The organism is Peptococcaceae bacterium, from assembly GCA_024655825.1.
In the GTDB taxonomy this organism is placed as follows: Bacteria; Bacillota; Peptococcia; order DRI-13; family PHAD01; genus JANLFJ01.
Genome location: JANLFJ010000002.1, coordinates 1 through 25331, shown reverse-complemented (window position 1 = coordinate 25331; position 25331 = coordinate 1). Strand labels below are relative to the sequence as shown.

The window sequence follows — 25331 nt, the reverse complement described above, 5'->3', positions numbered from 1 at the left end:
GAAGGTTTTTTGGTCAGAACAGAGCATATTGAAGGTATCGGGTGGAAGCATGAAAACCGCAGGGTATCTATTGGTCATGGGGCTTATCGGAGCCTGGATAGGTTGGATAACTAATGTCGCCGCAATAAGGCTGCTTTTTCGACCGTACAGGGCCTATCGAACAGCGCTTGTAAACTGGACGTTGCAGGGGCTTATCCCCAAAAGGCGAAAAGACATCGCCGCGGCTTTGGGAGAAGTGGTCAGCAGGGAATTGATCACCGGCCAGGATGTGGCACGAAGCCTTGCGCGCCAGGACATTAAGGAAAAAATCGCCTGGAAGGTCAGGCGCGTGGTCCAGGAGCGGGTCAAAGAGAGGCTCCCGTCCATCATCCCTGGGTCTATGCAAAATACCCTGGCCAAGTATGCCGGTAGAACATTGTACCAGGAAACTTTGGCTTTCCTGGAAAACCCCCAGGGAATACTGAATGAAAATGAATTGGAAGATGTCCGGGAAGAGATCAGGAAAATAGTAGAGGAAAAGATTTTTGCTTTCGACGTGGAGCAGCTGGAAAAGATCACTTACCGCCTGGCCGGCAGGGAACTGGGGCACATTGAGTTGATGGGCGGCGTACTGGGTTTTATTATCGGCATTATCCAGGGCCTGATAACTTTGCGCGTTATTCCCGGCAATTGACACAGGTGACTTTTTTATCTATTATAATTATAATCTGTGTAGCAGTCTAAAAAGTGAGTGTTAGCCTGCATGAGCTGTGACCGGGACAACTGCCGCAGTGTCTCCATCCAGAGAGGTGATGCCCTGGCTGGAAGCATCTCCGGGAAGGCTGCGGTGAGACCGCCTGGGAGCTTTTTTCCTGAAAACAGTAAGGAAAAACGTATTTCCGGCGTTAACGGGATAAAAAAGCGGGAAGACCTTAATACAGGTCTTTCAACAAGGGTGGAACCGCGGGTTTATTTCCCGTCCCTTTTCAGGGACGGGTTTAAATTTTTTACCATGATTTGTTATCAATATTTTTTTGGAGGGATGGCGATGGTGAAAATCACGCTGAAAGACGGCTCGGTACGTGAGTACAAGAAGGGGACAACGGTAGCCGAGATAAGCGAAAACATCAGCAGGAGACTGGCAAAAGATGCGCTGGTTGCCAGGTTCAACAATTTAGTGGTGGACCTCTCTTACCGGGTGGAGGAAGACGGGATTTTGGAAATCCTTACTTTTGACGATCAGGAGGGCAAGAACGCCTTTCGCCACACGACTTCACATATCCTGGCCCAGGCGGTGCTGCGGTTGTTTCCCGGCACAAAGCTGGGGATAGGCCCGGCAATTGCCGAAGGTTATTATTATGATTTTGATTCCGAACACACCTTTACGCCCGATGACCTGCAAGAGATTGAGCGGGAAATGGAAAAGATCGTTAAAGAAGACCTGCCGCTGGTAAGAAAAGAAATGGGCCGGGAGGAGGCCATTGCCTATTTCCGGGAAAGAGGCGAGAATTACAAGGTGGAATTGATTGAAGACTTGCCGCCCGGTGTTCCCATTTCCCTGTATGAACAGGCGGAATTTGTCGACTTGTGCGCGGGGCCCCATATTCCCAGCACCGGCCGGGTAAAGGCCGTAAAACTCCTGAGCCTGGCGGGCGCATACTGGCGCGGCAGCGAGAAAAACAAAATGCTGCAGCGGATTTACGGCACTTCTTTCCCGAATAAAACCGAACTGGACGAATACCTGCACCGCCTGGAGGAGGCAAAAAAGCGCGACCACCGCAAGCTTGGACAAGAGTTGAAACTTTTTGCCATTATGGACGAAGGGCCGGGGTTTCCCTTCTTTTTTCCTAAAGGAATGGTGATCCGCAACGAGCTTGAGGATTACTGGCGTGAGGTCCACAGGAAGGCAGGGTACCAGGAAATCAAGTCGCCCATTATTCTCAACCGCCAGTTGTGGGAGCGTTCCGGCCACTGGTTTTACTACCGGGAAAACATGTACACTACGGTTATAGACGAGGAAGATTATGCCATCAAACCCATGAACTGCCCCGGAGCAATGCTGGTTTACAATTCGGATTTGCACAGTTACCGGGAATTACCAATACGCATGTGCGAACTGGGGCTGGTGCACAGGCACGAACTGTCCGGAGTGCTCCACGGCCTGATGCGCGTGCGCAACTTTACCCAGGATGATGCCCATATTTTCATGCTTCCTGAGCAGATAACCGGGGAGATCACCGGTGTTCTTGACCTGTTTACCGAGGTTTACAGCACGTTCGGTTTTGAATACCGGGTGGAACTTTCCACCAAGCCCGCGAAGGCTATGGGCAGCGATGAGGAATGGGAAATGGCCACGCAGGCGTTAAAGAAAGCCCTGGAGGTAAAAGGCATGGACTACAGGATAAATCCGGGCGACGGGGCGTTCTACGGGCCGAAAATCGACTTTCATTTGAAGGATTCAATCGGCCGCACATGGCAGTGCGGCACCATCCAGCTTGATTTCCAGCTTCCGGAAAAATTTGAGCTGACATATATCGGCGAGGACGGGCAGAAGCACCGCCCGGTTATGATTCACCGCACATGCTACGGGAGCATGGAACGCTTTATCGGCATTCTTACCGAGCATTATGCCGGGGTCTTCCCCGTGTGGCTGGCGCCGGTTCAGGTGAAGGTGATCCCCATTACCGAAAGGCAAGTCGAGTACGCCGGGAGCCTCCATGACGATTTGTTTGCTGCCGGGGTGAGGGTGGAAATCGATAGGCGGAGTGAAAAAATAGGCTACAAGATCAGGGAGGCCCAGCTGGAAAAAGTTCCTTACATGCTGGTGGTGGGGGACAAGGAAATGGAAAACGGCACAGTTTCTTTGCGCACGCGAGGCGAAGGGGACAAAGGGACTGTGGACTATCATGCGTTTAAACGGGATTTGCTGGAGGAAATCAGGCAAAGAAAAAATTGACACATTTCACGGGAGTTTGTTATACTATAGAAGCGATAAGCGCAAACACTGGCAATAAGCAGAAGCCGTCCGCTTCTCACCTTACGGCGCGGCCAGTAAGGTCACGGTTATAAAGCCGAAGCTAATCGTCTTTCAAGCGGATGGGTTCAAGTCCGCTTTTTTTGTTATTAATTCTATGGAGGTGTACAACATAAGTAAAGACGAGTTGCGTGTGAATGAGGAGATAAGGGCCAAAGAAGTGCGATTGGTCAGCGAGACGGGGGAACAGCTGGGCATAATGTCTCCCAAAGAGGCTTTGAAAATTGCCCTCTCCAAAGGACTGGACATGGTAGAGGTTGCCCCCAATGCCAAACCGCCCGTCTGCAAGATCATGGACCTGGGAAAGTACAAATATGAGCAGAGCAAACGGGAAAGGGAAGCTCGCAAAAAACAGCGCATTATAAATGTGAAAGAGGTCAAACTGCGGCCCAATATAGAGGAACACGATTTTCAGGTTAAGGCCAGGAACGCCATTCGCTTTCTCCAGGATGGCGATAAGGTAAAGGTGACCATTATGTTCAGGGGCAGGGAACTCTCCCACCCCGAACTTGGCCGTGAGCTTTTAAGCAGGGTTGCGGCAATTGTCAAAGAAATGGCCATAATAGAAAAAGACCCCAAGCTGGAAGGCAAGAACATGACCATGGTCCTGTCACCGAAACAGCACTAAACAGCAGAGAGGAGGCCACGATTATGCCAAAAATGAAAACGCATCGTGGAGCGGCAAAACGCTTCAGGGTTACCGGAACCGGTAAAATCAAGAGAAATCATGCTTTCAAAAGCCATATACTGACTAAAAAATCGGCCAAGAGAAAGCGCAATCTCAGGAAAGCAGTAATCATGAGCGCAGCGGATGCTCAACGTGTTGTCAAACTGATCCCCTATAAATAATCAGGCAGGAACTTGCTAAGGAGGTTTTTGATATGCCAAGGGTGAAAGGCGGTTACAAAACACGCCGCAGACATAAAAAGATACTTCGGCTGGCGAAAGGTTACAGGGGGGCAAAGTCAAAGTTATACAGACCGGCCCATGAACAGGTAATGAAATCCCTGGCCTATGCTTTTGCCCATCGCCGCAAACGCAAAGGCGACTTCCGCAAACTGTGGATAGCCAGGATCAATGCCGCCACCCGCATGAACGGCTTGTCTTACAGCCGTTTCATCAGCGGGCTGAAAAAGGCGGGGGTAAAAGTCAACCGTAAGATTCTTGCTGACATGGCGGTTAACGATATGCCGGCATTCAGCCAGCTGGTTGCCGTGGCCAGGGAGAATCAATAGCGATGAGAAGATGGCCGTACAGCCATCTTTTTCTTGTCAGTACGTAACTGGACATGAAATGCCTAGCGGGAAGAGAACACTTGCTAAAAGGGATGAGACGGTTGTGGAAACAATAAATTCCCTGCAGAATCGCGCGGTTAAAGAAGCAAAAAAACTGCAGCAAAAAAAATACCGTGAAGAAAGGGGCCAGTACCTGGTGGAAGGCGTCAGGATGGTGGAAGAAGGCATCAGGGCTGGCAGCCTGACCTGTTTTTTTTACAATCTCTCCCTGCGGGAAACAAAACGGGGGGAGGGGCTTTGGCATACTATAAGGGAATACGCAGCGCAAACCAAAAGCGGCTGTTTCCAGGTATCTGAAAAAGTGCTGCGCACACTGGCCGAAACGGAAACCCCTCAGGGGATTGTAGCGGTTGCCCGGATGAATACCGTTTCGCTGTCCTCCATATTGGAAAAAAGGGAGGAGGACATTCTGGCGATCATCGACGGGCTGCAGGACCCCGGAAACCTGGGCACACTGCTGCGCACCGTTTGGGCTGGCGGCGGCCTGGGAGCGGTCTGCCTGCCGGGAACGGTTGACCCGTATAACGGTAAGTCGGTTCGCTCTACGATGGGAAGCATTTTCAGGATTCCGGTGGTTACCGGACAGGACTGGCCGACTGTGCGGGACTGGTGCCGCAGCCGGGGCTACCGGTTTGCAGCAGGAGATGTGCTGGGAAGAGAAGAGTATTTTAACGTCGCTTATCCAGGTAAAATCGCTCTCGTCATTGGCAGCGAAGGGCATGGTCTAGTCAATGTTCCCCGGGATGAGGTCGATTTTTGCGTAAGGATCCCCCTGAGAAACGGGGTTGAGTCGCTAAACGCTGCTGTAGCCGGAAGCATACTTTTTTATGAGATCATCAGGCAAAAAAGCGGTAAGCCTTGTCACTCTAAATGAAATTATGATATAATCCCACTAGAAACATGTCACCTGAGAGGGTGTGGACCATGCAGCTCGACAGCGAATTATTTTGGCGGCTTTTTGAAGCTACGGGTTCAATCATGTTTTATATTCTTTATAAAAGAACGCTTACGCAGTAAAAACGATGAACGGGAGTCATGATGTTGTCTTAAACAGGGAGCGCGGTCGCGACTGAAAACCGCGTTAAGATGACGAAATGTTGTTCACCCGGGAGTTGCCAGGCCTAAACAAAAGTGAACGCTAAAACCTGGCCGGAGCCTCCGTTACGGCTTTATGAGCGAATCCACAAGCTGGGTTAAATAGGGTGGTACCGCGGAAGCCAGCTTCCGTCCCTTGCGTGACGGGAGCTGTTTTTATTCAGCTTAAAAAAACGACAGGAGGTTAAATGAAAAAATGCGGGAAAGACTGCGTTTACTGGAAAGAAAAGCCCGGCAAGAGCTGTCGAGCTGCGCGTCTATTGAGGCTCTCAATGAATTCCGGGTAAAATACATGGGTAAAAAAGGGGAGCTTACCCAAATCTTGCGCGGCATGGGGCGGCTGCCGCCTGGGGAACGCCCCCTGGTGGGACAGTTGGCCAATGAGATCAGGGACAACCTGGAAAAAGAGCTGGGAGAAGCGATTAAAAGAGTTAAGGCTGAAGAAATAGAAAAAAGGTTGAGCCGGGAAAACATTGATGTCACCTTGCCCGGATCTGCTCCGGCTCCCGGCCGGCAGCACCCGCTTCACCAGGTGCTGGACAGGATTGAGGAAATTTTTATCGGCATGGGCTATACCATTGAAGAAGGTCCGGATATTGAACTTGATTATTATAACTTCGAGGCTTTGAATATCCCCAAGGACCACCCGGCCAGGGATATGCAAGATTCATTCTATATTACCCCCGAAGTTCTGCTGCGCACGCAAACGTCTCCTGTACAGGCGCGGGCTATGGAAAAAATGCGCCCCCGGCTTCCTATTAAGATAATTGCGCCAGGCAAAGTATACCGGCGTGACGATGATGCCACCCATTCGCCCATGTTTCACCAGGTGGAAGGGCTGGTGGTCGATGAAAATATAAGATTCAGCGACCTGAAAGGAACGCTGCTGTCATTTGCCAGGCAGATGTTTGGAGCGGACCGCCGCATCCGGCTGCGCCCCAGCTTCTTCCCGTTTACAGAACCAAGCGCGGAAGTCGATGTCTCCTGTGGAGTTTGTGGGGGTAACGGGTGCAGGACGTGCAAGCATACGGGCTGGTTGGAGATACTTGGTTCGGGCATGGTTCATCCACGGGTGCTGGAGATGGGAGGTTATGATCCGGAAAAAGTGAGCGGGTTTGCGTTCGGCATGGGAGTGGAACGCATCACCATGTTGAAATATGACCTGGATGATATGAGACTGCTGTTTGGAAACGATATCAGGTTCTTACGTCAGTTTTAGGAGGATTTAAAGCATGCGCGTTTCGTGGAATTGGTTAAAAGAACTGGTGGAACTCAACATTGAACCGGAGGAACTCGCTCACCTCCTGACCATGTCGGGGCTGGAGGTCGAGGCGATAGAACGCCTCAACAAAGGGGTTGGGGGTGTTAAGGTGGGGCTTGTCCGGGAGGTCCGGGTTCACCCGCAGGCCGGCAGGCTGCTGGTCTGCAGGGTTGAAACCGGTGAGGGAAACTCCATTACGGTTGTTTCGGGGGCCCAAAACCTAAAGACCGGGCAAAAAGTACCAGTTGCGCTGCCGGGTGCTTCTTTGGCCGGAGGTGTCAGGGTAGGGAAGGCATCATTTTTAGGGGTGGAGTCGGAAGGGATGCTCTGCTCGGCTGAAGAACTGGGCCTTGATGTTGATAAACTACCCGCGGAAGACAAGGAAGGTATATATCTTTTGCCTGCGGACGTTCTTGTCGGTCAAGATGTGGTGGATGTATTGGGCTTGAACGACATTATCCTGGAGCTTGGCCTTACTCCCAACAGGTCGGACTGCCTGGGCATGGTAAATGTTGCCCGCGAGGTTGCCGCTTTGACGGGGGGGAGGCTTAAGCTTCCAGTCATTGAAGAATCAAAAACAGGAGGCAAGTGCGCTTCGCTCACCAGTGTGGAAATCATGGAACCTGAACTATGCAGGAGATATGTGGCCCGGATAATAAAGAACGTGCATGTCGGGAAGTCGCCGCTGTGGATGCGTCACCGCCTGCTGGCTGGAGGAATCAGGCCCATTAACAGTATCGTGGATGTGACAAACTACGTTATGCTGGAAATGGGCCAGCCCATGCATGCCTTTGATTATGACCGCCTTGTTGAAAACAGGATTGTGGTGCGAAAGGCCCGTCCTGGTGAGGAAATAACCACCCTTGACGGGCAAAAACGGGTTTTGGGGCCGGAAATGCTGGTCATTGCCGATGCCGAAAAGCCTGTAGGCATTGCCGGGGTAATGGGCGGTTTGGAGACGGAAGTTACGGAGGAAACAAAGACTGTTCTGCTGGAGGCGGCTTTCTTTAACGGTCCAAATAACCGCAGGACATCCCAGACCCTGGGGCTTAAGAGCGAGGCCTCGTTACGCTTTGAGAAGGAAGTGGACCTGGAGCGGGTGAGCTTGGCCGCAGACAGGGCCGTACAACTCATTGCTCTGCTTGGGGCGGGTGTGCCCGTTTCCGGAAATGTGGACTGCTTTCCGAATCCGGAAAGAAAAGAACCGCTCAGGCTTCGCCTGGACCGGGTCAATAAAATACTGGGAACCTCTCTTGATGAAAAAGCCGTGGAAACTGTCCTGGATTCTCTCCAGGTAAGGGTTATCAACAAGGAGAATGGCGGCTGGACGGTTGAAACGCCTTCTCACCGCAGGGATTTACAAAGAGAGATTGATTTGATAGAGGAAGTTGCGCGGCTGCATGGATACGAACGCATACCGACCACGCTGCCTTACGGTGCGGTAACACAGGGGGGCAGGGCCTGGGCGCAGCGGGTGCGGCGCCGGGTCAGTTCCTTGATGAGCGCCCAGGGTCTTTACGAGATTGTTACATTCAGCTTTGTCAATCCACGCCATCTTGATTGGTTGAGACTGCCGGAAGGAGATGAGCTTCGCCAGGCGGTCGTGGTGAAGAATCCTCTTTCCGAAGAACAGGGGATAATGCGGACCACTCTCCTGCCGGGACTTTTGGAGACGGTCAGGAATAACATAGCTAAGAGAAACCATAATATAGCCGTATACGAATTGGGGAAGATCTATCAACAGGACGGGTTCCCTGAACATTCCCCGCTGCCGTTGGAAAAATGGGTTCTCGGCGGGGCGGCGACCGGCGCAGAGGAAAAATCGTGGGCCTATCCCGGTAGGTTTTACGACTTCTATTATTTGAAAGGAGTTGTTGAAAACCTGCTGTCCGGCCTGGGAATTAATAACCGGGAATTTAAAAGCGACAGCGGCAGGCCTTTCCTTCATCCGGGGCGGGCTGCAAGGGTCTTGGTTAACGGCAAAAATGCCGGCTGGCTGGGCGAGTTGCATCCTCTCGTTCTTGAAAACTACGAGCTGGAGCAGGAGACGGTCGCGTTCATGCTGGATATGGATATACTGACCCAGGAGGCCCAGGAAAAGGTTCAGTATACCCCGCTTCCCAGGTATCCGGCGGTGACACGCGATCTGGCTGTCATAGTGCCGGAAGGAGTTGAAGCGGCGGCTGTCGAGCGGATAATTAAAGAAACGGGACAGCCGTCTCTGAAGCAGGTCAAACTGTTTGATGTTTATAAAGGGAAACAGATTGAAAAGGGATTTAAGAGCCTGGCTTTTTCTTTAAGCTGGCAGGCTGAGGACAGGACGCTCACTGATGAGGAGGTAAATACCCTTCACCAGCAAGTTCTGGCTGCCCTTGAACAGAGGTTCGGCGCCCGGATACGCCAGGCGTAAAAACGAAAATATTTCTTTGCCGCTTGGCAGGAGTTTATGTCGAAATGACGAAAGAAAGGGTAGAGGCTTCTCACTTGAAGAGGGAGAGGGTATTTATGAGTCTCAAAGACAGGGAAGCTAAAGGGTCAAAGGACAAAATCAACCGGGTAAACGTTCGAATTCTCAACGAGGATTATGTGATAAAAGGGGACGCTGATACCAAACATATTGAAAAGGTTTCTTCCTATGTCGACCTTAAAATGAAGCAGCTGACCCTGAAATACCCGCACCTGTCGCCGGGCAAAGTTGCCGTCCTGGCAGCAATTAACATTGCCGATGAGTATTTGCGCTTATCCAGTGATTACGATGAACTGATTAAACTTTTGGACCAGGACAAAAATAATAGGTGAAAAATTTATTCACCAAACAGGAGGGTTTACTGTGAAACTGTCCGAGATATACGAGCTTTTTATCAGGCTTGGGAAGGAAAACGATCCCAGGCCGGCCGGGGAAATTGAAAAAGTGATTGAAAGAAGGAAGAAGCAGTATGATGAGCTGAAAGAGGACGAAAAGGAAATATTCGACGGAGAAAACCTTGGGCATCCTTACAACGATACAAGAATACTTTATGGAGATCCCGGCTCGGAAATAAGGAAAGTGCTGGCGGGGATCGATATGGAGACCCCGGAGGTGCTTTTGGCCGACAGGCTGCGCGAAAAGGGGGAAAAGATAGACCTTCTCCTGGCCCATCACCCGGAAGGGAAAGCGCTTGCGGCTCTTCACCAGGTTATGCACATGCAGGAGGACATTTTGGCTGAACTGGGAGTACCAATCAATGTGGCTGAGGGGATTTTGGCTTCCCGGATCAGCGAAGTGGAAAGGGGGCTTATGCCGCTTAATCATGACCGTCCTGTGGATGCGGCAAGGCTTTTAAATATTCCTTTCATGTGTGTCCACACGCCCGCGGACAACATGGTGGCCGCTTTTCTTACCCGTTATTTTGAGGAGAAAAAGCCGGATACTCTTAACGATGTTATCAGGGTATTAAAGGAAATTCCGGAATACCGGAGAGCGGCTTTAATCAATGCCGGGCCTAGAATCGTGGTTGGTGAAGGGAAGAGGCGGGCCGGCAAGATCTTCGTGGATATGACCGGCGGCACGGGGGGCTCCGAGGATGCCTTTGCCAGGCTGGCCGTTGCCGGTGTCGGCACCGTTGTGGGTATGCACATAGGTGAGAAACACCGCAAGGAAGCGGAAAAGAACCATATAAATGTCGTTATTGCCGGTCATATGGCCAGCGACTCCCTGGGAATTAATCTTCTACTGGACGAACTGGAAAAAAACGGCGTGAAAGTCCTGAGCTGCGCGGGTTTGATCCGGGTTGTCCGATCCAAAAAGTGATCTCGAAAAACGCATGAACGCTACCTTGCTCCGGGCGGGAAGAAATATCCCGCTTGGAGCGGCAACCAGCTTCAAATGGCTGGGAAGAAATGTTATAATTATGTTAGTGAAGAATACAGAAAATTAGCAAAACGATCAACAAGCGGTGGAAATGTTTTTAAAATCTTCTGCATTTTCCACTTTTAATATGGGAGGTGGACGGGCAAATGGGCAGCAATGAGAAACACCTTATTGTGGAGAAGGCCTGGAAAAAGTTTATTAGGACGGGCGAAGTGGGAAGCGAAATAGCGCCGGAAATAGTCAAGTCCTGGATGAGATGCCAGGAAAAGCACAGCCCGTTAAAGAGAGCTCCCCTTGATAAACTGGAACAGGCCAGGTATAAGGAGAGATTAGAAAAAAACCGCTTGTTTGTCGATGCAGCCTTACCGATCATGGAGGACCTGTTCCAGACAATAAAGGGGTCCGGGTTTTCGGTTATCTTGACTGACAGCGAGGGATACATTCTAAAAAGGATTGGTGATGCCGGTTTTGTTGACAGGGCTGACAGGGTGCAGCTTTCTGAAGGAGTAAACTGGCATGAGAATTTCAAAGGGACGAACGCCATTGGGGTTGCTCTTCAGGAACAATGCCCGATCACTGTTTATGCCGCTGAGCATTTTCACCGGGAAAATCATTTTCTCACCTGCTCGGCAGCTCCAGTGTTCGATGAAGACTATAATTTGCTGGGCATATTGGATATATCAGGAAATTTCGAAAGGGCGCATCCTCATAACCTGGGTTTGGCCCTTGCTGCGGCTAAAGCCATTCAAAACAGGTACCTGCTGGTAAAAAAGGGCCGGGCTGGCGCGGTGACACCGCACACTTATTCGGCCAGGTATGATTTCAGTTATATTCTGGGGAACAATTACAAGATTAGAGAAGCTATAAAGCTGGCCAAAAGGGCCGCGCAAAGCGACAGTACGGTGCTTCTTCAGGGAGAAAGCGGCACAGGCAAGGAACTGTTCGCCCAGGCCATCCACAATTACAGCAGCCGGAAAGACGGGCCGTTTGTAGCGCTTAACTGCGGAGCCATACCCGAAACTTTGCTGGAAAGCGAGATCTTCGGTTATGAGCCGGGCGCTTTTACCGGGGCTAAAGCCAAGGGACAGGAAGGAAAGATAGAAGCGGCTGACGGCGGCACTCTGTTTCTTGATGAGATAGGCGAGCTCCCCCTTGATTCCCAGACGGCGCTGCTGCGTGTTCTGCAGGACGGCTGCCTGACGCGTCTAGGGGGTTCCAGAACCAGGAGCGTTAATATCAGGGTCATAGCAGCCACGAACAAGGATTTATATGAAAAAGTGAAGAAAGGCAGTTTCAGGCTGGATCTGTATTACAGGATTAACGTAATAAGCATAGAAATACCTCCTCTCCGGGAGAGGACGGACGACATTGAGCTATTAACCGAGCATTACCTTGGAAAACTGGGGCACAGATTCAAGAGAACTGCAGTTAAAGTTTCGCCCGAAGTGAAGAAAATTTTTCTCAGTTACCAGTGGCCGGGTAATATTCGCGAACTTATCAACGTGCTGGAGAGGGCCATGCACATCAGCGACGATGACCTGATTCTTCCGGAGCACCTCCCCAGGCAGGTCAAAAGCTCCTTTCTTGTCGTTGACAGCCTTCCGCCCATGGAGGAAGCGGAGATCAACCTGATTAAATGGGCCTTGGCCGAAACAGGCAACAACATCAAAAAAGCATCCGGCTTACTGGGCATCAGCAGGGCCACACTGTACAGGAAGCTGGTAAAGTACAATTTCAACCCGAGATTACCGGGACCTGAATAAAACGGCAAAAGGGCCGGTCAACCCGTTCGGTTTACCGGCCCTTTTGTTTTTCAGCCCCCGGCTATAGGCGGGAAAATTCCCACCCGGTCGCCGTCATTGAGTATGTGGTCCATGTTCCTTGATACGCCGTTTATAAAAACAAGCTTTGTTTTTTCTCCGGGTATTCCTAGCTGCTCAAGCAGTTCAAGGACCGTTTTGCCTTTTTCCAGCCTAACCGCCAGCGGCGCCCCAGGCCTGGAGCCCGGCACGTAATCGACCAGGGTGGCATAAACGATTACCTCGACTGTGATCATTGGTCCTCATCGCCTTTGTCAATGGGAAAGTACTGCCTGTAAAGAAGGTGCATGTCTTTGGCAAAAAGCCCGAGACGGTCTCCCGGTTTTACCCTGCAGGCCGGACCGGAGTATATGCCGTTGAGAAACAGGTGTGAAAGTTCGGCCGACTCCAGCTTGAGCCGCGCGATTATATCTCTTATTCTGTCCCCTTCCCTGCAGGGAATATACGCAACGTGTTCGCCCTGGGGTGTCTTGTGCCTGGCCAAACTTTTGAGTTTCCCATAAAGATATACTGTGATATACCCGTTATGCTTACCTGTTTCTTCGCTCATTTTTCGTTTTCTCCGGTCAATAATTATGAACGGCGTCCAGAATCTCATCGGAGACGTTCCACACGGCATCATGAGGCGGCAGCTTTTCGTACTTCATGAACTCAGGCAGCCTGTCGTCCTTGTTCGTAAAGCCAGCCGCTTCGTTGAATTTGCGTTCTTTTTTCAGCCATTCTTTTCCCAGCCTGAGGACATCGGCCGTTGACCAGTTCGTTCCCAGCGTGCCGTTAATGGTTTCCACCATTCCCTCCAGTGCTTCGGGATAGTCGGAAGTGGCAAAAGTAACGAAAAGACAGTAGCCGGTAGAATCGACAAACATGGTAACGGCCTGGAAAGCGCGGGCCAGGTCTGCTTTATTGACATCGGAAGGATCGGCCTCGCCGCCAACCTTCAACACTTCCGTGGCAATGGTGTACCCGGCTGTGTGATCGGCTCCCATGGGCGTGGTGGCGTAGGTAACGCCTATTCCTTTAATAACCCTGGGTTCGTAAGCCGGCATGGACTGACCTTTGACGGTGGGGCAGCGGGTGACACCAAAGGCCCTGGCTGTGTACTCCGTTCCATTGCCCAAAATGCGTCCCAAAGCAGAGCCTTTGCCTACTTCGCTCAGCAGCTCAATGGCTTTCTTGCCGTCGCCGAACCGGGCCAGACCGGCTTCCATGGCCACAGCCAGCGTGCAGCCCGTCTCGATGGTATCAAGGCCCACATCGTTGCAGATCCTGTTCAGTTCGGCAATGTCGTCAAGGTTGTCTATGCCGCAGTTTGCGCCCAACGCCCAGGTAGATTCGTATTCAATGGGTGAGACGTGGTGGCTGCCGTCCGGCCGGTGATAAATGTTGGAGCACCTGATGACGCAGCCGGGATGGCAGGGATGGGACATGGTCCCGCCGCGCTGCGGGTTGATTTCAGCCATCGCTTCACCGCCGGTCTTGGCTGCGCCTTCAAACCTTCCCGCGCTAAAGTTGCGGGTGGGAAGCCCGCCGGCCTCGTTTAAGACGTTGACCAGGGCTGCCGTACCGTATGTGGGCAGGGTCTGGGAAGTGACGGGGTGTTTAAGGAGGGCATCGACCATTTTTTTACGGCCCCGGTCAAACAGTTCCTTGTCGGCCAGCGGAACTTGCAAGCCTTTTTCAGCGCTTACGACGATCGCTTTCAGGCCTTTGCTGCCCATCACGGCTCCGAGGCCTCCACGCCCTGCGTAGCGCCCCGGGCTGTTTTCCGAATCGTTGCAGGATACGCCGGCGTTGAGAAGTTTCATTTCACCAGCCGGACCAATCCCGATGATCCCGGCCCCGCTGCCGTATTTTTTCCAAAGTAACGCGTTGGTCTCGTACATTCCCTTTCCGCTTATTTCCGAGGCGGAAACCAGTTGGGCTCCCGTGCTGTCGATTTTCAAAAGGTAAAATTCTTTGTCCCGAGGCTGTCCCTCCACGATAATGGCTTTTATGCCGAGCCTGCCCAGCAATTGGCCGGGGATTCCGCCGGCATTTGCTTCTTTGATCGTGCCGGTCAGGGGACTTTTGCCCCCCACCGAAAGACGGCCGGAACTCGGCGCAGCGGTACCCGCTATCATCCCCGGGGCTACCACCAGCTTGTTGTTTGGTCCTAGCGGGTGGCAGGCCGGATCAACTTCATCCACGACAATGCTGGATGTCAGTGCGCGCCCACCCAAAAACCTGTATTTTTCCGGGACATCCTCAAATTTAATACTCCTGTCAGTCATGTTAACCCTTACGATCTTAGCCAATCGAATCGCCTCCTTGAAATCTTTCTTAATTTTGGACCTGCTCATCCCTTTCCGCAATGGGAGGCGCAGCAGTTTCCCGCTGTACCCTACAGGCCAAGGGCCATAACGATAAGTCACAGGCCTTTTGGCTCGGGATTCTTTTGACTTGCTGATCTTTTGGATTAAGGTATTGTTTTAGAACGCGCGTTATCGCCTCCTTCTTAACGATTTGATATGCATATTTTTTGCAAAAATTATGCCAGCCTGGAGAGCGCGAAAAATGAGGCTGACGCGTATTAAAATGAGACACAGGATGTCTCATGATGAGGCAGTATAGATTTATTTATGTTATGGGCAGGAGACTATTGTTATAATATGTGGTGGATATAGATTTCCGGCAGGAAAAAGATTGGAGGATAAACAGGTTGTCGTCTTCAAAAATTGAACTTCTCTCCCCGGCGGGAACGATAGAAGCTGTGCGGGCCGCCGTGCAAAACGGCGCTGATGCCGTTTACCTGGGAGGAAAACGGTTCAGCGCCCGCCGCTTTGCAAAAAATTTTGATCTGGAGGAACTGAAAGAGGTGGTAAAATATGCCCACCTCTACGGAGTTAAGGTATATGTTGCAGTTAATATTCTTGTCGACAATGCGGAGTTTGCTGATCTCCTGGATTATTTGTATGAGCTTTACCATATGAATGTCGATGCCGTAATTGTGCAGGATTTAGGCGTGGCAGCAGCTCTGCGCAGGATCATGCCCGAAATGGAACTTCACGCCAGCACCCAAATGACCGTGCACAACAGCGCCGGAGCCCGTTTTTTGGAAGAGATGGGGTTCAACCGCGTAATCCTGGCCCGGGAAGTGTCGCTCCATAATATTCGATTGATAAGTAAGAAGGCCAAGATCCAGCTGGAGGTGTTTGTCCACGGCGCTTTATGTGTTTCTTATTCTGGGCAGTGCCTGATGAGCAGCATGATCGGAGGAAGGAGCGGCAACAGGGGGTGCTGCGCCCAGCCCTGCCGTCTTCCGTATACGCTGGTCAATGCAGCGGGCGATGAGCTGGCCGAAGGGTACCTTCTTTCTCCAAGGGACCTCATGATGATTGAGCATTTGCCCCGTTTAGCTGACTCTGGTGTTGTTTCCCTCAAGGTGGAAGGGCGAATGAAGAGGCCGGAATACGTGGCGACCGTAACCCGCCATTACCGGAACGCGCTGGATGCGCTTGCCGGCAGGGAAGCCGCCTGTGACAGGGGGACCTGTAATTATAGGGTGGAGCCTGAAGCTCTAAAGGAACTGGCGCAGATATTCAACCGCGACTTTACTACGGGCTACTTCCTGGAAAAGCCCGGGGCCCACCTGATGAGCTACCAGCGCCCGAATAACCGCGGGCTTTATTTGGGGAGGGTGGTTGCTTTTGATAAAGAAACGCAGGAAGTGACCGTTGCCCTGGAGGAGCCCCTGCAGGTGGGTGACGGTTACGAAATTTGGGTGACCAGGGGCGGTCGCCTCGCCGGTGAGATAAAATCCCTGAAACTTGACGGTCACGTAGTGGAAACAGCCCGGCAGGGCAATGTCACTTTCAAGGCAGGCAAGGGGAGGCCAGGGAAGGGGGACAGGGTTTTTAAGACATTTGACACCAGGCTGGTGGAAAGGTCCCGGGCAACCTTCCTTTTTGCAAATACGGCCAAAAAATTTCCGCTTGACTTCATGTTGCGGGTAAGAGAGGGCGAGCCGGCGATTCTTGCGGCCAGGGAAGCTGATGGCCGCACGGCCGAAGTTGCGGGTAAATACCTGGTGGAAAAAGCAGACAGGCACCCTTTATCAAGAAAAACGGCCCAGAAGCAGCTGGAAAGATTGGGCAATACGATGTTTTACCTGCGCGATTTGCAAATAGAAGGCGATGAAGGAATGATGGTTCCCTTAAGCGAGCTAAACAGCCTGCGCCGCAAGGCCGTGGAGGCACTAGAGGCGAATAGGCTGGCGCGTTTTGCCAAAGTCCCGCTTTCTAGGGAGGTCTATGAGCGGCGGGTTCGCCTTTTCATGGAAAATATGCCCGGCAAGAAAGAGGTGCCAGGGAAGGAAACAGTCCTTTCTGTACTGGTGGGCGACAGGCCGTCATTGAAGGCTGCCCTGCAGGGCGGGGCCCGCATTATCTATTTTGGAGGGGAAAAGCTAAGGCGCAAAGAGGGTTTTGAACAGGAACAGTTACCGTCCATTGTTGCGGAGTGCCACGAAAAGGGTGCCGAAGCGGTCCTCCTGCTGCCCCGTATTTTCCACGAAGAACAATCCAGGGAGGTTATGGCATACTGCGAGAAAGGGAAGGAAGCCGGCGTGGACGGGTTTTTGGCGGGAAACCCCGGAGCGGTCCAACTCGCTCGCGAAATGGGATTGCCGGGGGTCAGGGGCGATTACACTCTTAATATTTTTAATGACTTTACCGTCCGGCTCTTCTCGGAGAAGGGACTTGAACAGCTTGCCCTTTCTTTGGAGTTGACCTTAGAGCAAATCAAACAAATTCATCCTGTTCCGGCAGTCAGGCTGGAATGCCTGGTCCACGGCAAGATCCCTCTCATGATAACTGAGCACTGCGCCATCGGCCTCAATTTGGGAAAGGGCCATGAGTCCAGGGGGTGCCCGCGCCCGTGTACGGGAGGGATTTACGGGCTAAAAGACCGGATGAGGATGGTGTTTCCCTTAGAAAGCGATGAGAACTGCCGTATGCTTGTTTACAATCCCAAGACCTTATCCATGATCGAGCAATTGCCGGCCCTGTTGGAATGCGGGATTCAAATCTTGCGCATCGAGGCAAGAAGAGAAGAGGCTGGCTGGGTGAAGAAGGTGGTTAGCCTTTATGGTGAGGAAATAAGGCGGTGCCGGGAACTGGGCCAAAAGTACCGGGTGCGGGAAGAAACACTGAAAACGCTGAGCAGCTTGTCCCCGGAAGGCTTTACCACAGGGCATTATTACCGGGGAGTGTTGCAGGGCGGGTTATGATATAATATCACTCGCCAATGTCAAAGCGTCAGTTCAAAACAAAAGGATGATGGAATTGAATGAAAAAGTGCTGCAAAAACTTGAATTTCATAGAATCATTGACCTGCTGGTGAAACAATGCTCATCTCAACTGGGGAAGGAAAAGGCATTATGTCTCAAGCCATCGACAGACCTGGATACGGTCAACCTGGGCCTGGCGGAAACAAGCGAGGCCAAAGAGATACTCAGGCTCTTTCCGGGCTTTTCGCTGGGAGGCATCAGGGACATCAGGAATCCCCTGAGGCGGGCCGAGATGGGAGGAATTATCGAGCCTCAAGAATTTTTACAGATTTTTGATACACTGGCTGCTTCGAGAAGGATCAAAGGATTTTTTGAAAAAGAAGGTAAAAAATACCGGATACTGTCTTCTTATGCTACCGATCTTTGTGTTCTTCCCGGTCTTGAACAGAAAATCAAGAAAACCGTTTCCCCGGAAGGGGAAGTGAGCGACAACGCTTCAGAGGAACTGGGCCGGATCAGGAGAAAACTGCGCAGCCTGCAAGGCAAAGCCAAGGAAAAACTGGAAGCAATGATCAGTTCTCCCGGGATGCAGAAGTATCTCCAGGACCCGCTCATCACGATCAGAAACGACCGCTATGTGGTGCCGGTGAAACAGGAGTTCCGCCACCAGGTGCCGGGGCTTGTTCATGACCAGTCGGCCAGCGGAGCCACTCTATATATTGAACCTATGAGCGTGGTGGAACTGACGAACGAGGCGCAGCGCTGTGAAGCCATGGAGCGGGCTGAAGTGGTAAGGATCCTGCGCCAGCTTACCGTGCAGGTGGACAGCCACCGCCAGGAATTAAAGCTTATGCTTCAAGCCTTGTCAAGCCTGGATTTTGTTTTTGCTAAAGCCAGATTAAGTTCTGAACTGGACTGCGGGCAGCCGGTTATGAATCAGAAAGGGTATTTAAGAATAATCCAGGGGAGGCATCCCCTCATCCAGGGAAGGGTGGTCCCGGTGACCATTCATCTTGGAGATGAGTTTGACACCCTGGTTATTACCGGTCCAAATACCGGAGGCAAAACGGTAACTCTTAAGACGGTCGGCCTATTTTCTCTCATGGCCCAGGCGGGACTGCACGTGCCCGCGCAGGTCGGCACTGAACTGGCCGTCTTCAATCAGATTTACGCCGACATAGGCGATGAACAGAGCATTGAGCAGTCACTCAGCACCTTTTCCTCCCACATGACCAATATTATTAATATACTGGAAAACTTAAACGAACAGACACTGGTCTTGCTTGACGAACTGGGAGCGGGAACGGATCCTGCGGAAGGAGCGGCGCTGGCCATGGCAATCCTCGAATACCTTATTCAAAAGGGAGCAAAAGTCATCGCGACCACTCACTACAGTGAATTGAAAAGCTTTGCTTACAGCCACGAACGGGTTGAAAACGCCAGCGTGGAATTTGATGTGGAAACACTCCGGCCTACCTACCGGCTCTTGATAGGTGTCCCAGGCAGGAGCAATGCCTTTGAAATATCAAGAAGGCTGGGGTTGGGCCCGGCGCTGGTGGAACGGGCCAGGAGTTTTCTTTCGCAGGAGGAGGTCCGGGTGGCCGACCTGATTGCCAGTCTTGAGACCAACCAGCTGCTTTCGGAAAAAGAAAGGCAGGAGGCGGAAAAGTTGAAAAGGATTGCCGAGACCAAACTCCTGCAAATGGAAAAACGGGAAAATGAGCTAAAGAGCCAGGTCCAGGACGTATTGCAAAAAGCCCAGGCCGAGGCGCTGGATATTGTTACCAGAGCAAGGCGGGAAAGCGAAGCTATTCTGAAGGAAGCGAAAGAAATACTGAAAAGAGCGCCGCAGGAAGCACGGAAAGAGCTTCATGAACTGCGGGACCGCCTGCGCGAAGAAGAAGCCCGTATCAGGGCGCAAATGGAAAAAGAGGATGATGAGGGGTTGGTAAGTCCCGCCGACCTGGTACCGGGAGATACTGTCCTTTTAAAGAAATTGAACCAGAAAGCGCAGGTGCTGGAGAAACCGAAGAACGACGAGGTCCTGGTACAGGCGGGAATTGTGAAGCTTGCCGTGAAATTGAAAGACCTCCGCAGGCTGGAGGAAGAAAAACCAGATAAAAAACAGGAACGCACAGGCGTGGGAGAGATTGTCGCCGAAAAGGCCAGGATAATGAAAAATGAGCTTGATCTTAGGGGCATGACGGTGGAGGAAGCCGTTCTGGAGGCTGAAAAATATTTGGATGATGCCTATCTGGCCGGGATCCCTAAGGCATATATCATTCACGGTAAAGGTACGGGGGCCCTCAGAGGAGCCATTAGTGAAATTGTAAAAAGACACCGTTTTGTCGCTTCGTCCCGTATGGGCGGGTACTACGAAGGCGGTCACGGTGTTACGGTAGTGGAGTTTAAGAAGTAGGGGGCCGGGTACGGGATTTGAGTTAAACTGCGAAAAGCTTAATTTGGATGATGACAATATAAGATAAGTACTTTTGTCGCCGCCGGCGAGATAATCAGGGAATGATCACCTGAAGCTGATTGGAAGAGTGGCTCTGTTGTTTTGTTTCCATATCGAACGCAATTACCCGGTAGTAGTAAGTCTTACCCTTGGGCAGTCCGGAATCCGTCCAATAAGTCGCTGTGATTGACTGGTTGGCTGCTATCTGGTTTTCGGGACCGGCTTCGAAATTTGGAGTGTCCGAACGAAAAACGAAATAGACAACCGGCCTGGTTTCGGAAGCTTTGGTCCAATCAAGCTTAACGGTAGCCTTATTACCCTCAATATGGGCTTCTCCCCGCAAGATTGGAGCTTTTAATTTAATGTCTTGCTTATCTGTTTTACCGGCGAACACCTCGATTGCATTGGAGGGAGGAGATTGTTCTCCCGTGTGGGGATTTTGGGCGACTATCATGTAATAGTATTTGCTTCCTGGGACAATATCGTTGTCCTGCCAAGAGGTTGAACCCACGTTTACTTTTGCCACGGACACTGCCTGACCGGGTATGATGTTGGGCTGCGTTGAGCGGTAAATATGGAATAACATGTCGGTATTAAGAGCTGAATGGGTCCACATTAGTTTGATGCTTTTTACGTTATCACCGTCCATTACCGGAAACCCCTGCAAATTTATTACAGGGCCTGCCGCAGTTCCACTGCCGTGTACCGGGCAGTATTCGGTGGGCGGCTCAAGAACGGCGTCCTGCGGGACCTGTTCCCCGCTCCAGGGGATGGGGCGTTTTAGAAATGTCCTTGTTATGGAGGAAGGGCACATGTCGGTTAAAAGTTTGCCCGAATCGGGGCAAACAGGCAGCTGTACCCATACATTGGAAATTTCGGTAGGAACGTAGGCACTGTTGAATTTCTCGGTAGTAATAAAATTAGGGGGAGTAAGAGGCGAAGGGAGCAGACCCGATTTGTAATCGACCTGAACTTCCGTTATACCTTCGGGAACAGGGAATTCAGAGACTGGTATTCCCTGGTGGGCTACCTCCATCACCTTTTTCCAGAGGGGAGCACCCACTGTCCCGCCATAAACACCGCTCATCGCTTCTTCTTTGTCATAACCCATCCAGACTACTCCGACCAGGTCGGGGGTATAGCCGCAGAACCAGGCATCCACATCAAAGGAGGTTGTACCGGTTTTCCCGGCTACCGGGCGGTCCATTTGGGCCTTGGTGGCCGTGCCGGCTTCAACAACCGTTCGCAACATGTCTGTCAAGAGATAAGCCGATTGGGGGGACATTACCACCGTTTTAATTGTTTTATGCTGGTAAAGCACGTTTCCATCCTTGTCTTCGATTTTACGGATTGCATACGGTTTGATGTATATGCCCTGGTTGGCAAAGGCCGCATAAGCGCCGGCCATCTCCAGGGGGGATACCCCCTTGGTTAACCCTCCCAGGGCCAGGGAAAGTCCCATGTCGTTGCTTTTACCGCTTTCCACAAGAGTGGAAATACCGAGCCTTTTCGCAAAATTGAAACCTTCGCTGACGCCGATTCTTTCCAGCATTTTCACGGCGAACGTATTGACAGACCACTGGATAGCGGTGCGCATGCTGATCAATCCCCGGTAACCCCGGGTTTTTTCGTCATAGTTGACAAATGTTTTTGGCCCCAATGGCGTTTCATATACCTGGGGGTAGTCATCAAGGACTGTGGCCGGTCCATAGCCTTTTTCCAGGGCTGGGCCGTACACGGCAATGGGCTTGAAGGCCGATCCGGGCTGGCGGGCAGCGTGAACGGCCCTGTTAAACTGGCGCTCTCCCTGTTGGTTCCTGCCCCCCACCAGGGTCCTGATTTCGCCCGTGTGTGGGTCCAGTATGACCAGGGCGCCCTGAACAATTTTGCCGTTTTTTCCTTTCGGGAAAAAACTGTCGTCGGCAAAGGCCGCCTCGGCTGTATCTTGTGCTTTTGTATCCATGGTTGTGTAAATCTTGTATCCGGCCGTGTATAAAGAGGCGATGTCCGAACCTTCAAGTTTTAATTGTTCGGCAGCTTCTTCAATGACATAGTCCGCAAAAGACTGGTATTTATAATTGTTAGCTTTTAAACCGGCGAGCTTGAGCGGCTTGGCTTTGGCTTTATCGGCGGTTTCCTGGGAAATGTATTTCATTTTAACCATTTCGTTAAGAACCAGAGCCTGGCGCTGTTTTGCTTTCTCCATGCTCAGGTAGGGTGAATACCGCCCCGGAGCATTTACAACTCCCGCCAGCATTGCGGCCTCTTCAAGAGTCAGGTCCTTTGCTTCTTTGCCGAAGTACGTTTCGGCTGCGGTTTCCAGGCTCCAGGCCCCGTGCCCGTAATAGACATTGTTAAGATACATGGTCAGGATCTGGTCTTTTGTGTATTTGTTTTCAACTTTAAAGGCAATGATTGCCTCCTGAATTTTTCTTCTCAACTTCTTTTCGGGGTTTTCCAGGATGGCTATTTTTACAAGCTGCTGGGTGATAGTGCTGCCGCCCTCGGAACCATAGCCTTTTTTTATGTTGGCGACAACTGCTCCCATGAATCTAATGGGGTCAAAACCGTGATGTTTATAAAAACGCTGGTCTTCTATAGCAACAATAGCTTGCTTCATTATTAACGGGATTTCGGCAGGTTCCAGCTGGACCCTGTTTTTATCCGTTCTAAGCATGGTAACTTCCTGGTTGTCTTTGTCCAGGATAAAACTTGAGAGAGCCCCGGTAATATTTTCGAGGTCATATTTTGGCATGCTGCGGATTGCTCCGAAAACAAATCCCAGGCCGGCACCCGCAATTATAAATGAGACCAGGAGAACAGCCAGAATGACCACCCGGCCATATCTTATCCTGGTTCGGGGCCTTTTTCGGGTCATTATAAAACCTCCTTGCTTTACCTGCTTGAAATATTATAGCACACTCGTCAAGCCAATTAAAACTTTAAGCTTTTGGCTATTAATAGTATTTGCACTTTTTCATGTTGAGCGACATATATTTTTCTTACAGGCATTTTTTATTCATTTCTTCGCTAAAAGTGAGGTGAATGAATTTGGCGGGGTGGCGCAGGCGCAGGTACGGGTTGAGGCGGCGTTTTTTACCGGTAAAAATTCCCTGGTTTACCCCGGTTATTATTCTGCTGCTTTTCCTTGTGTTTTTATTTAGCATGGTGGAAAGAAATCTTAAACCAGCGATTATGGCCATGGCCGAATCAAGAGCCAATCTGGTCGCCACGGAAACCATTCACCGGATTCTTTATGAAAGGGTTCTTGCTAACGTCAATTACAACGACCTGGTTTATGTTCATAAAGATGCCCAGCAGCACATTACGATGATGCAGGCCAATACTATAAAAATCAGCCGTATTGTTTCCCAGGCAGGGCTTGAAATCAAAGAAATGCTGAAAGGATTAAAAGACGAAAACCTTTACATTCCCATGGGGCAAGCACTGGGCAGCCGGATATTGGCTAATTACGGCCCGAGAATCAAAGTCGGTATTGTTCCAGTCGGCACTGTCAACGTAGAGTTTGATGATGAGTTCCAGCAGGCTGGAATTAACCAGGTTCGCCATATTTTGTATTTAAATATAAAAACAATCGTGACAATAGTTATACCCACCGACAGCAAGAGCGTGACTGTCAACAACAGGGTACCCATTGCTGAAACCATTATCGTCGGCCAGGTGCCCAGCACCTATTTTGGAGTGGAATCTGGATTGCTTCGGGGACTAAACCCCGGTATAAGCAAGAACGAATGAACGGTTCAAAATTATAATAAAATGCTGCTGGATATAATAAATATTTACTGTGATTGTTGCAGGAAGTACGTTGACACACTTAAAAGCATGTGGTAATATATCAACTGTCGCCGCGGTTTCCCGGTGAAACGACAATTTTCCAGGAGAGCTAATTGCTATGTTCAGGGGGCCAAACAGCACAAGCGTTGAAAGGAACGCAAAAAAGAATTTTCCCCCATAAAAAAGCGGAAAATACGGTTTTGCGGGGCAGGAGATCATAAGATACTAAAAAATCAACCCCAAGATAGAAAAAAGAAAAACAGGTAAGCCAATTCCATGGTAAAATAGTGAAAACCAATCCACACATTAAACCAAGGAGGCTTACCTGCATGGCTATTATACCACAACTTCGCATATTTGGCTGGAGAGAAATCGAAGAATTAGGTGATTTAGAACGGCTGCGTCTCGTGCTGGAATATATGCCGGACGAAGAACTTATGAGGCAGATGGAGAAAGAGCGCTATAAAGGCCGGGACGATTATCCGGTGCGGGCTATGTGGAACTCCATCCTGGCAGGAATAGTCTTTCAACACGAATCTGTAGAAAAACTGCGGCGTGAACTAGCGCGGAACGGGCAATTACGGGAGATGTGCGGATTCTTTAACAAAGTGCCGCCGGCCTGGGTATATACGCGATTTATAAAAAAGTTATTCAAACACGAAGAAGAAATAAACAATGTTTTCGAAAAGCTGGTGAAAGAACTGCAGGAACTATTGTCTGACTTCGGGAAGCACCTGGCTATAGACAGCAAAGCCATCCCGTCATTTGCCAAACGAAAAAATGAAAAACAGACACCGGATGGCAGGCGGGATACGGATGCCGACTACGGGCGAAAAGAATACCATGGTCAGGACAAAGACGGCAGGCCCTGGGAAAAGGTCGTAAAATGGTTTGGCTACAAACTGCACTTAGTCGTGGATGCCACATATGAATTACCGCTAGCATGACTTTACGAAATATTAGTTTTTATTTTTTAGAATCCTTTCATATCAAGGCTTTCAGGGCCAAAAACGTAGTACTAAACAGTGTAATCAGCCAGCTCTAAAGCCTCAAAAAGTTCCTTTTGTTCCGAATCCATTTCAGTCAACAGGACTACCCGAACAGGTTCCTGAGTACGTTTCGGGGCTGGATATTCAATCGTAACCTCCTGAATTTTGGACAATTTTTCAAAAGCTCTTGTTAAGGAAATGGCAACCTTTCTATTTTGCAGTTCTTTCTTTAACAATGCCGACATAAGCAGTGCGGCAAAACAATAGAACGCGTGCACGCGGATCTTTTGGTCAGTCCAGTGCAGGAGCGGATCCCAACTGACCCAGGAGGGGTCTTTCATCTGGCGGAACGACTGCTCGATTTTGTTCTGATCCCGGTATGTAAGGATGATTTCCTCTGCCTGCCAATCGTTTCTGTCGGTAAAAAGTATCGTCTTGCCGAGGGAAGTGTTTTTAAGCTCATCAAAGGCTTGTTCGTCTACACTATAT

20 protein-coding genes, 1 riboswitch and 2 other annotated features are annotated in these 25331 nt (G+C 50.7%); of the genes, 15 read left to right on the top strand and 5 right to left on the bottom strand.

Going from position 1 to position 25331, the window contains the following annotated elements:
* The first annotated feature begins 49 nt into the window (after positions 1 to 49).
* The 11 genes from NUV48_01055 (at position 50) to NUV48_01005 (ending at position 12277) form a co-directional block, all read left to right on the top strand.
* A complete protein-coding gene (locus NUV48_01055; GenBank protein ID MCR4440725.1) occupies positions 50 to 673 on the top strand; it encodes a DUF445 family protein in 624 nt (207 codons plus the stop codon).
* 67 nt (positions 674 to 740) lie between these two features.
* Positions 741 to 966 (top strand) — a binding site (T-box leader).
* A gap of 61 nt (positions 967 to 1027) precedes the next feature.
* Complete coding sequence (thrS, locus tag NUV48_01050) at positions 1028 to 2935, top strand: threonine--tRNA ligase (protein ID MCR4440724.1); 1908 nt, start codon at positions 1028 to 1030, stop codon at positions 2933 to 2935.
* 50 nt (positions 2936 to 2985) lie between these two features.
* Positions 2986 to 3105 (top strand) — a sequence feature (ribosomal protein L20 leader region).
* A 5-nt stretch (positions 3106 to 3110) separates the two neighbouring features.
* Positions 3111 to 3641 carry a translation initiation factor IF-3 gene (gene infC / locus NUV48_01045; protein ID MCR4440723.1) on the top strand — a complete coding sequence of 177 codons (531 nt, stop codon included), beginning with the start codon at positions 3111 to 3113 and terminating at the stop codon, positions 3639 to 3641.
* Between the two features lie 23 nt (positions 3642 to 3664).
* Entirely contained in the window at positions 3665 to 3862 is a 198-nt protein-coding gene (gene rpmI / locus NUV48_01040; GenBank protein ID MCR4440722.1) for a 50S ribosomal protein L35, read from the top strand.
* Between the two features lie 32 nt (positions 3863 to 3894).
* A complete protein-coding gene (gene rplT / locus NUV48_01035) occupies positions 3895 to 4248 on the top strand; it encodes a 50S ribosomal protein L20 (protein ID MCR4440721.1) in 354 nt (117 codons plus the stop codon).
* A gap of 103 nt (positions 4249 to 4351) precedes the next feature.
* Complete coding sequence (locus tag NUV48_01030) at positions 4352 to 5182, top strand: RNA methyltransferase (protein MCR4440720.1); 831 nt, start codon at positions 4352 to 4354, stop codon at positions 5180 to 5182.
* Positions 5183 to 5599: 417 nt separating this feature from the next.
* Entirely contained in the window at positions 5600 to 6622 is a 1023-nt protein-coding gene (gene pheS, locus NUV48_01025) for a phenylalanine--tRNA ligase subunit alpha (GenBank protein MCR4440719.1), read from the top strand.
* Between the two features lie 13 nt (positions 6623 to 6635).
* Positions 6636 to 9074, top strand: a complete 2439-nt coding sequence (gene pheT, locus NUV48_01020) for a phenylalanine--tRNA ligase subunit beta (protein MCR4440718.1) — start codon at positions 6636 to 6638, stop codon at positions 9072 to 9074.
* Positions 9075 to 9118: 44 nt separating this feature from the next.
* The gene (gene zapA, locus NUV48_01015) at positions 9119 to 9463 is read left to right on the top strand and encodes a cell division protein ZapA (protein MCR4440717.1); all 345 of its coding nucleotides are present in this window, start codon (positions 9119 to 9121) and stop codon (positions 9461 to 9463) included.
* A gap of 31 nt (positions 9464 to 9494) precedes the next feature.
* Positions 9495 to 10454 (top strand): NGG1p interacting factor NIF3, encoded by a 960-nt coding sequence (locus tag NUV48_01010; GenBank protein ID MCR4440716.1) that lies wholly within the window; start codon positions 9495 to 9497, stop codon positions 10452 to 10454.
* A gap of 206 nt (positions 10455 to 10660) precedes the next feature.
* Complete coding sequence (locus tag NUV48_01005; protein ID MCR4440715.1) at positions 10661 to 12277, top strand: sigma-54-dependent Fis family transcriptional regulator; 1617 nt, start codon at positions 10661 to 10663, stop codon at positions 12275 to 12277.
* Between the two features lie 50 nt (positions 12278 to 12327).
* Here the strand turns inward: NUV48_01005 and NUV48_01000 are convergent, their stop codons facing one another.
* From NUV48_01000 to NUV48_00990, 3 genes are read right to left on the bottom strand one after another with little or no spacing between them, the layout of a single operon-like run.
* Entirely contained in the window at positions 12328 to 12570 is a 243-nt protein-coding gene (locus tag NUV48_01000; protein MCR4440714.1) for a MoaD/ThiS family protein, read from the bottom strand.
* Positions 12567 to 12884, bottom strand: coding sequence for a hypothetical protein (locus NUV48_00995; protein ID MCR4440713.1), 318 nt, complete (start codon positions 12882 to 12884; stop codon positions 12567 to 12569). Before NUV48_00995 ends, NUV48_01000 begins: the two co-directional genes overlap by 4 nt.
* A 16-nt stretch (positions 12885 to 12900) precedes the next feature.
* Complete coding sequence (locus NUV48_00990) at positions 12901 to 14628, bottom strand: aldehyde ferredoxin oxidoreductase (protein MCR4440712.1); 1728 nt, start codon at positions 14626 to 14628, stop codon at positions 12901 to 12903.
* Between the two features lie 28 nt (positions 14629 to 14656).
* Positions 14657 to 14775: riboswitch (molybdenum cofactor riboswitch) on the bottom strand.
* A 257-nt stretch (positions 14776 to 15032) separates the two neighbouring features.
* Between NUV48_00990 and NUV48_00985 the strand changes: the two genes are divergently transcribed.
* Entirely contained in the window at positions 15033 to 17600 is a 2568-nt protein-coding gene (locus NUV48_00985; protein ID MCR4440711.1) for a DUF3656 domain-containing protein, read from the top strand.
* Positions 17601 to 17649: 49 nt separating this feature from the next.
* Positions 17650 to 20019 carry an endonuclease MutS2 gene (locus NUV48_00980; protein ID MCR4440710.1) on the top strand — a complete coding sequence of 790 codons (2370 nt, stop codon included), beginning with the start codon at positions 17650 to 17652 and terminating at the stop codon, positions 20017 to 20019.
* Positions 20020 to 20113: 94 nt separating this feature from the next.
* Here NUV48_00980 and NUV48_00975 read toward each other — a convergent pair whose 3' ends face one another.
* Positions 20114 to 22936 (bottom strand): PBP1A family penicillin-binding protein, encoded by a 2823-nt coding sequence (locus NUV48_00975; GenBank protein ID MCR4440709.1) that lies wholly within the window; start codon positions 22934 to 22936, stop codon positions 20114 to 20116.
* Between the two features lie 167 nt (positions 22937 to 23103).
* Between NUV48_00975 and yunB the strand changes: the two genes are divergently transcribed.
* Entirely contained in the window at positions 23104 to 23814 is a 711-nt protein-coding gene (gene yunB, locus NUV48_00970) for a sporulation protein YunB (protein ID MCR4440708.1), read from the top strand.
* Positions 23815 to 24182: 368 nt separating this feature from the next.
* Entirely contained in the window at positions 24183 to 24800 is a 618-nt protein-coding gene (locus NUV48_00965) for a transposase (GenBank protein ID MCR4440707.1), read from the top strand.
* A gap of 71 nt (positions 24801 to 24871) precedes the next feature.
* Here NUV48_00965 and NUV48_00960 read toward each other — a convergent pair.
* The coding region (locus NUV48_00960) for a transposase (protein ID MCR4440706.1) at positions 24872 to 25331 on the bottom strand (460 nt) is incomplete at its 5' end.

Bases quoted from the DNA above. Each gene is read 5' to 3' on its own strand.
- pheS (MCR4440719.1), top strand. From the start codon at position 5,600: ATGCGGGAAAGACTGCGTTTACTGGAAAGAAAAGCCCGGCAAGAGCTG.
- NUV48_00975 (MCR4440709.1), bottom strand. From the start codon at position 22,936: ATGACCCGAAAAAGGCCCCGAACCAGGATAAGATATGGCCGGGTGGTC.
- zapA (MCR4440717.1), top strand. From the start codon at position 9,119: ATGACGAAAGAAAGGGTAGAGGCTTCTCACTTGAAGAGGGAGAGGGTA.
- rplT (MCR4440721.1), top strand. From the start codon at position 3,895: ATGCCAAGGGTGAAAGGCGGTTACAAAACACGCCGCAGACATAAAAAG.
- NUV48_00965 (MCR4440707.1), top strand. From the start codon at position 24,183: ATGGCTATTATACCACAACTTCGCATATTTGGCTGGAGAGAAATCGAA.
- NUV48_01005 (MCR4440715.1), top strand. From the start codon at position 10,661: ATGGGCAGCAATGAGAAACACCTTATTGTGGAGAAGGCCTGGAAAAAG.
- thrS (MCR4440724.1), top strand. From the start codon at position 1,028: ATGGTGAAAATCACGCTGAAAGACGGCTCGGTACGTGAGTACAAGAAG.
- NUV48_01055 (MCR4440725.1), top strand. From the start codon at position 50: ATGAAAACCGCAGGGTATCTATTGGTCATGGGGCTTATCGGAGCCTGG.
- yunB (MCR4440708.1), top strand. From the start codon at position 23,104: ATGAATTTGGCGGGGTGGCGCAGGCGCAGGTACGGGTTGAGGCGGCGT.
- NUV48_01000 (MCR4440714.1), bottom strand. From the start codon at position 12,570: ATGATCACAGTCGAGGTAATCGTTTATGCCACCCTGGTCGATTACGTG.
- NUV48_00995 (MCR4440713.1), bottom strand. From the start codon at position 12,884: ATGAGCGAAGAAACAGGTAAGCATAACGGGTATATCACAGTATATCTT.
- NUV48_00980 (MCR4440710.1), top strand. From the start codon at position 17,650: ATGGAATTGAATGAAAAAGTGCTGCAAAAACTTGAATTTCATAGAATC.
- rpmI (MCR4440722.1), top strand. From the start codon at position 3,665: ATGCCAAAAATGAAAACGCATCGTGGAGCGGCAAAACGCTTCAGGGTT.
- infC (MCR4440723.1), top strand. From the start codon at position 3,111: ATGGAGGTGTACAACATAAGTAAAGACGAGTTGCGTGTGAATGAGGAG.
- pheT (MCR4440718.1), top strand. From the start codon at position 6,636: ATGCGCGTTTCGTGGAATTGGTTAAAAGAACTGGTGGAACTCAACATT.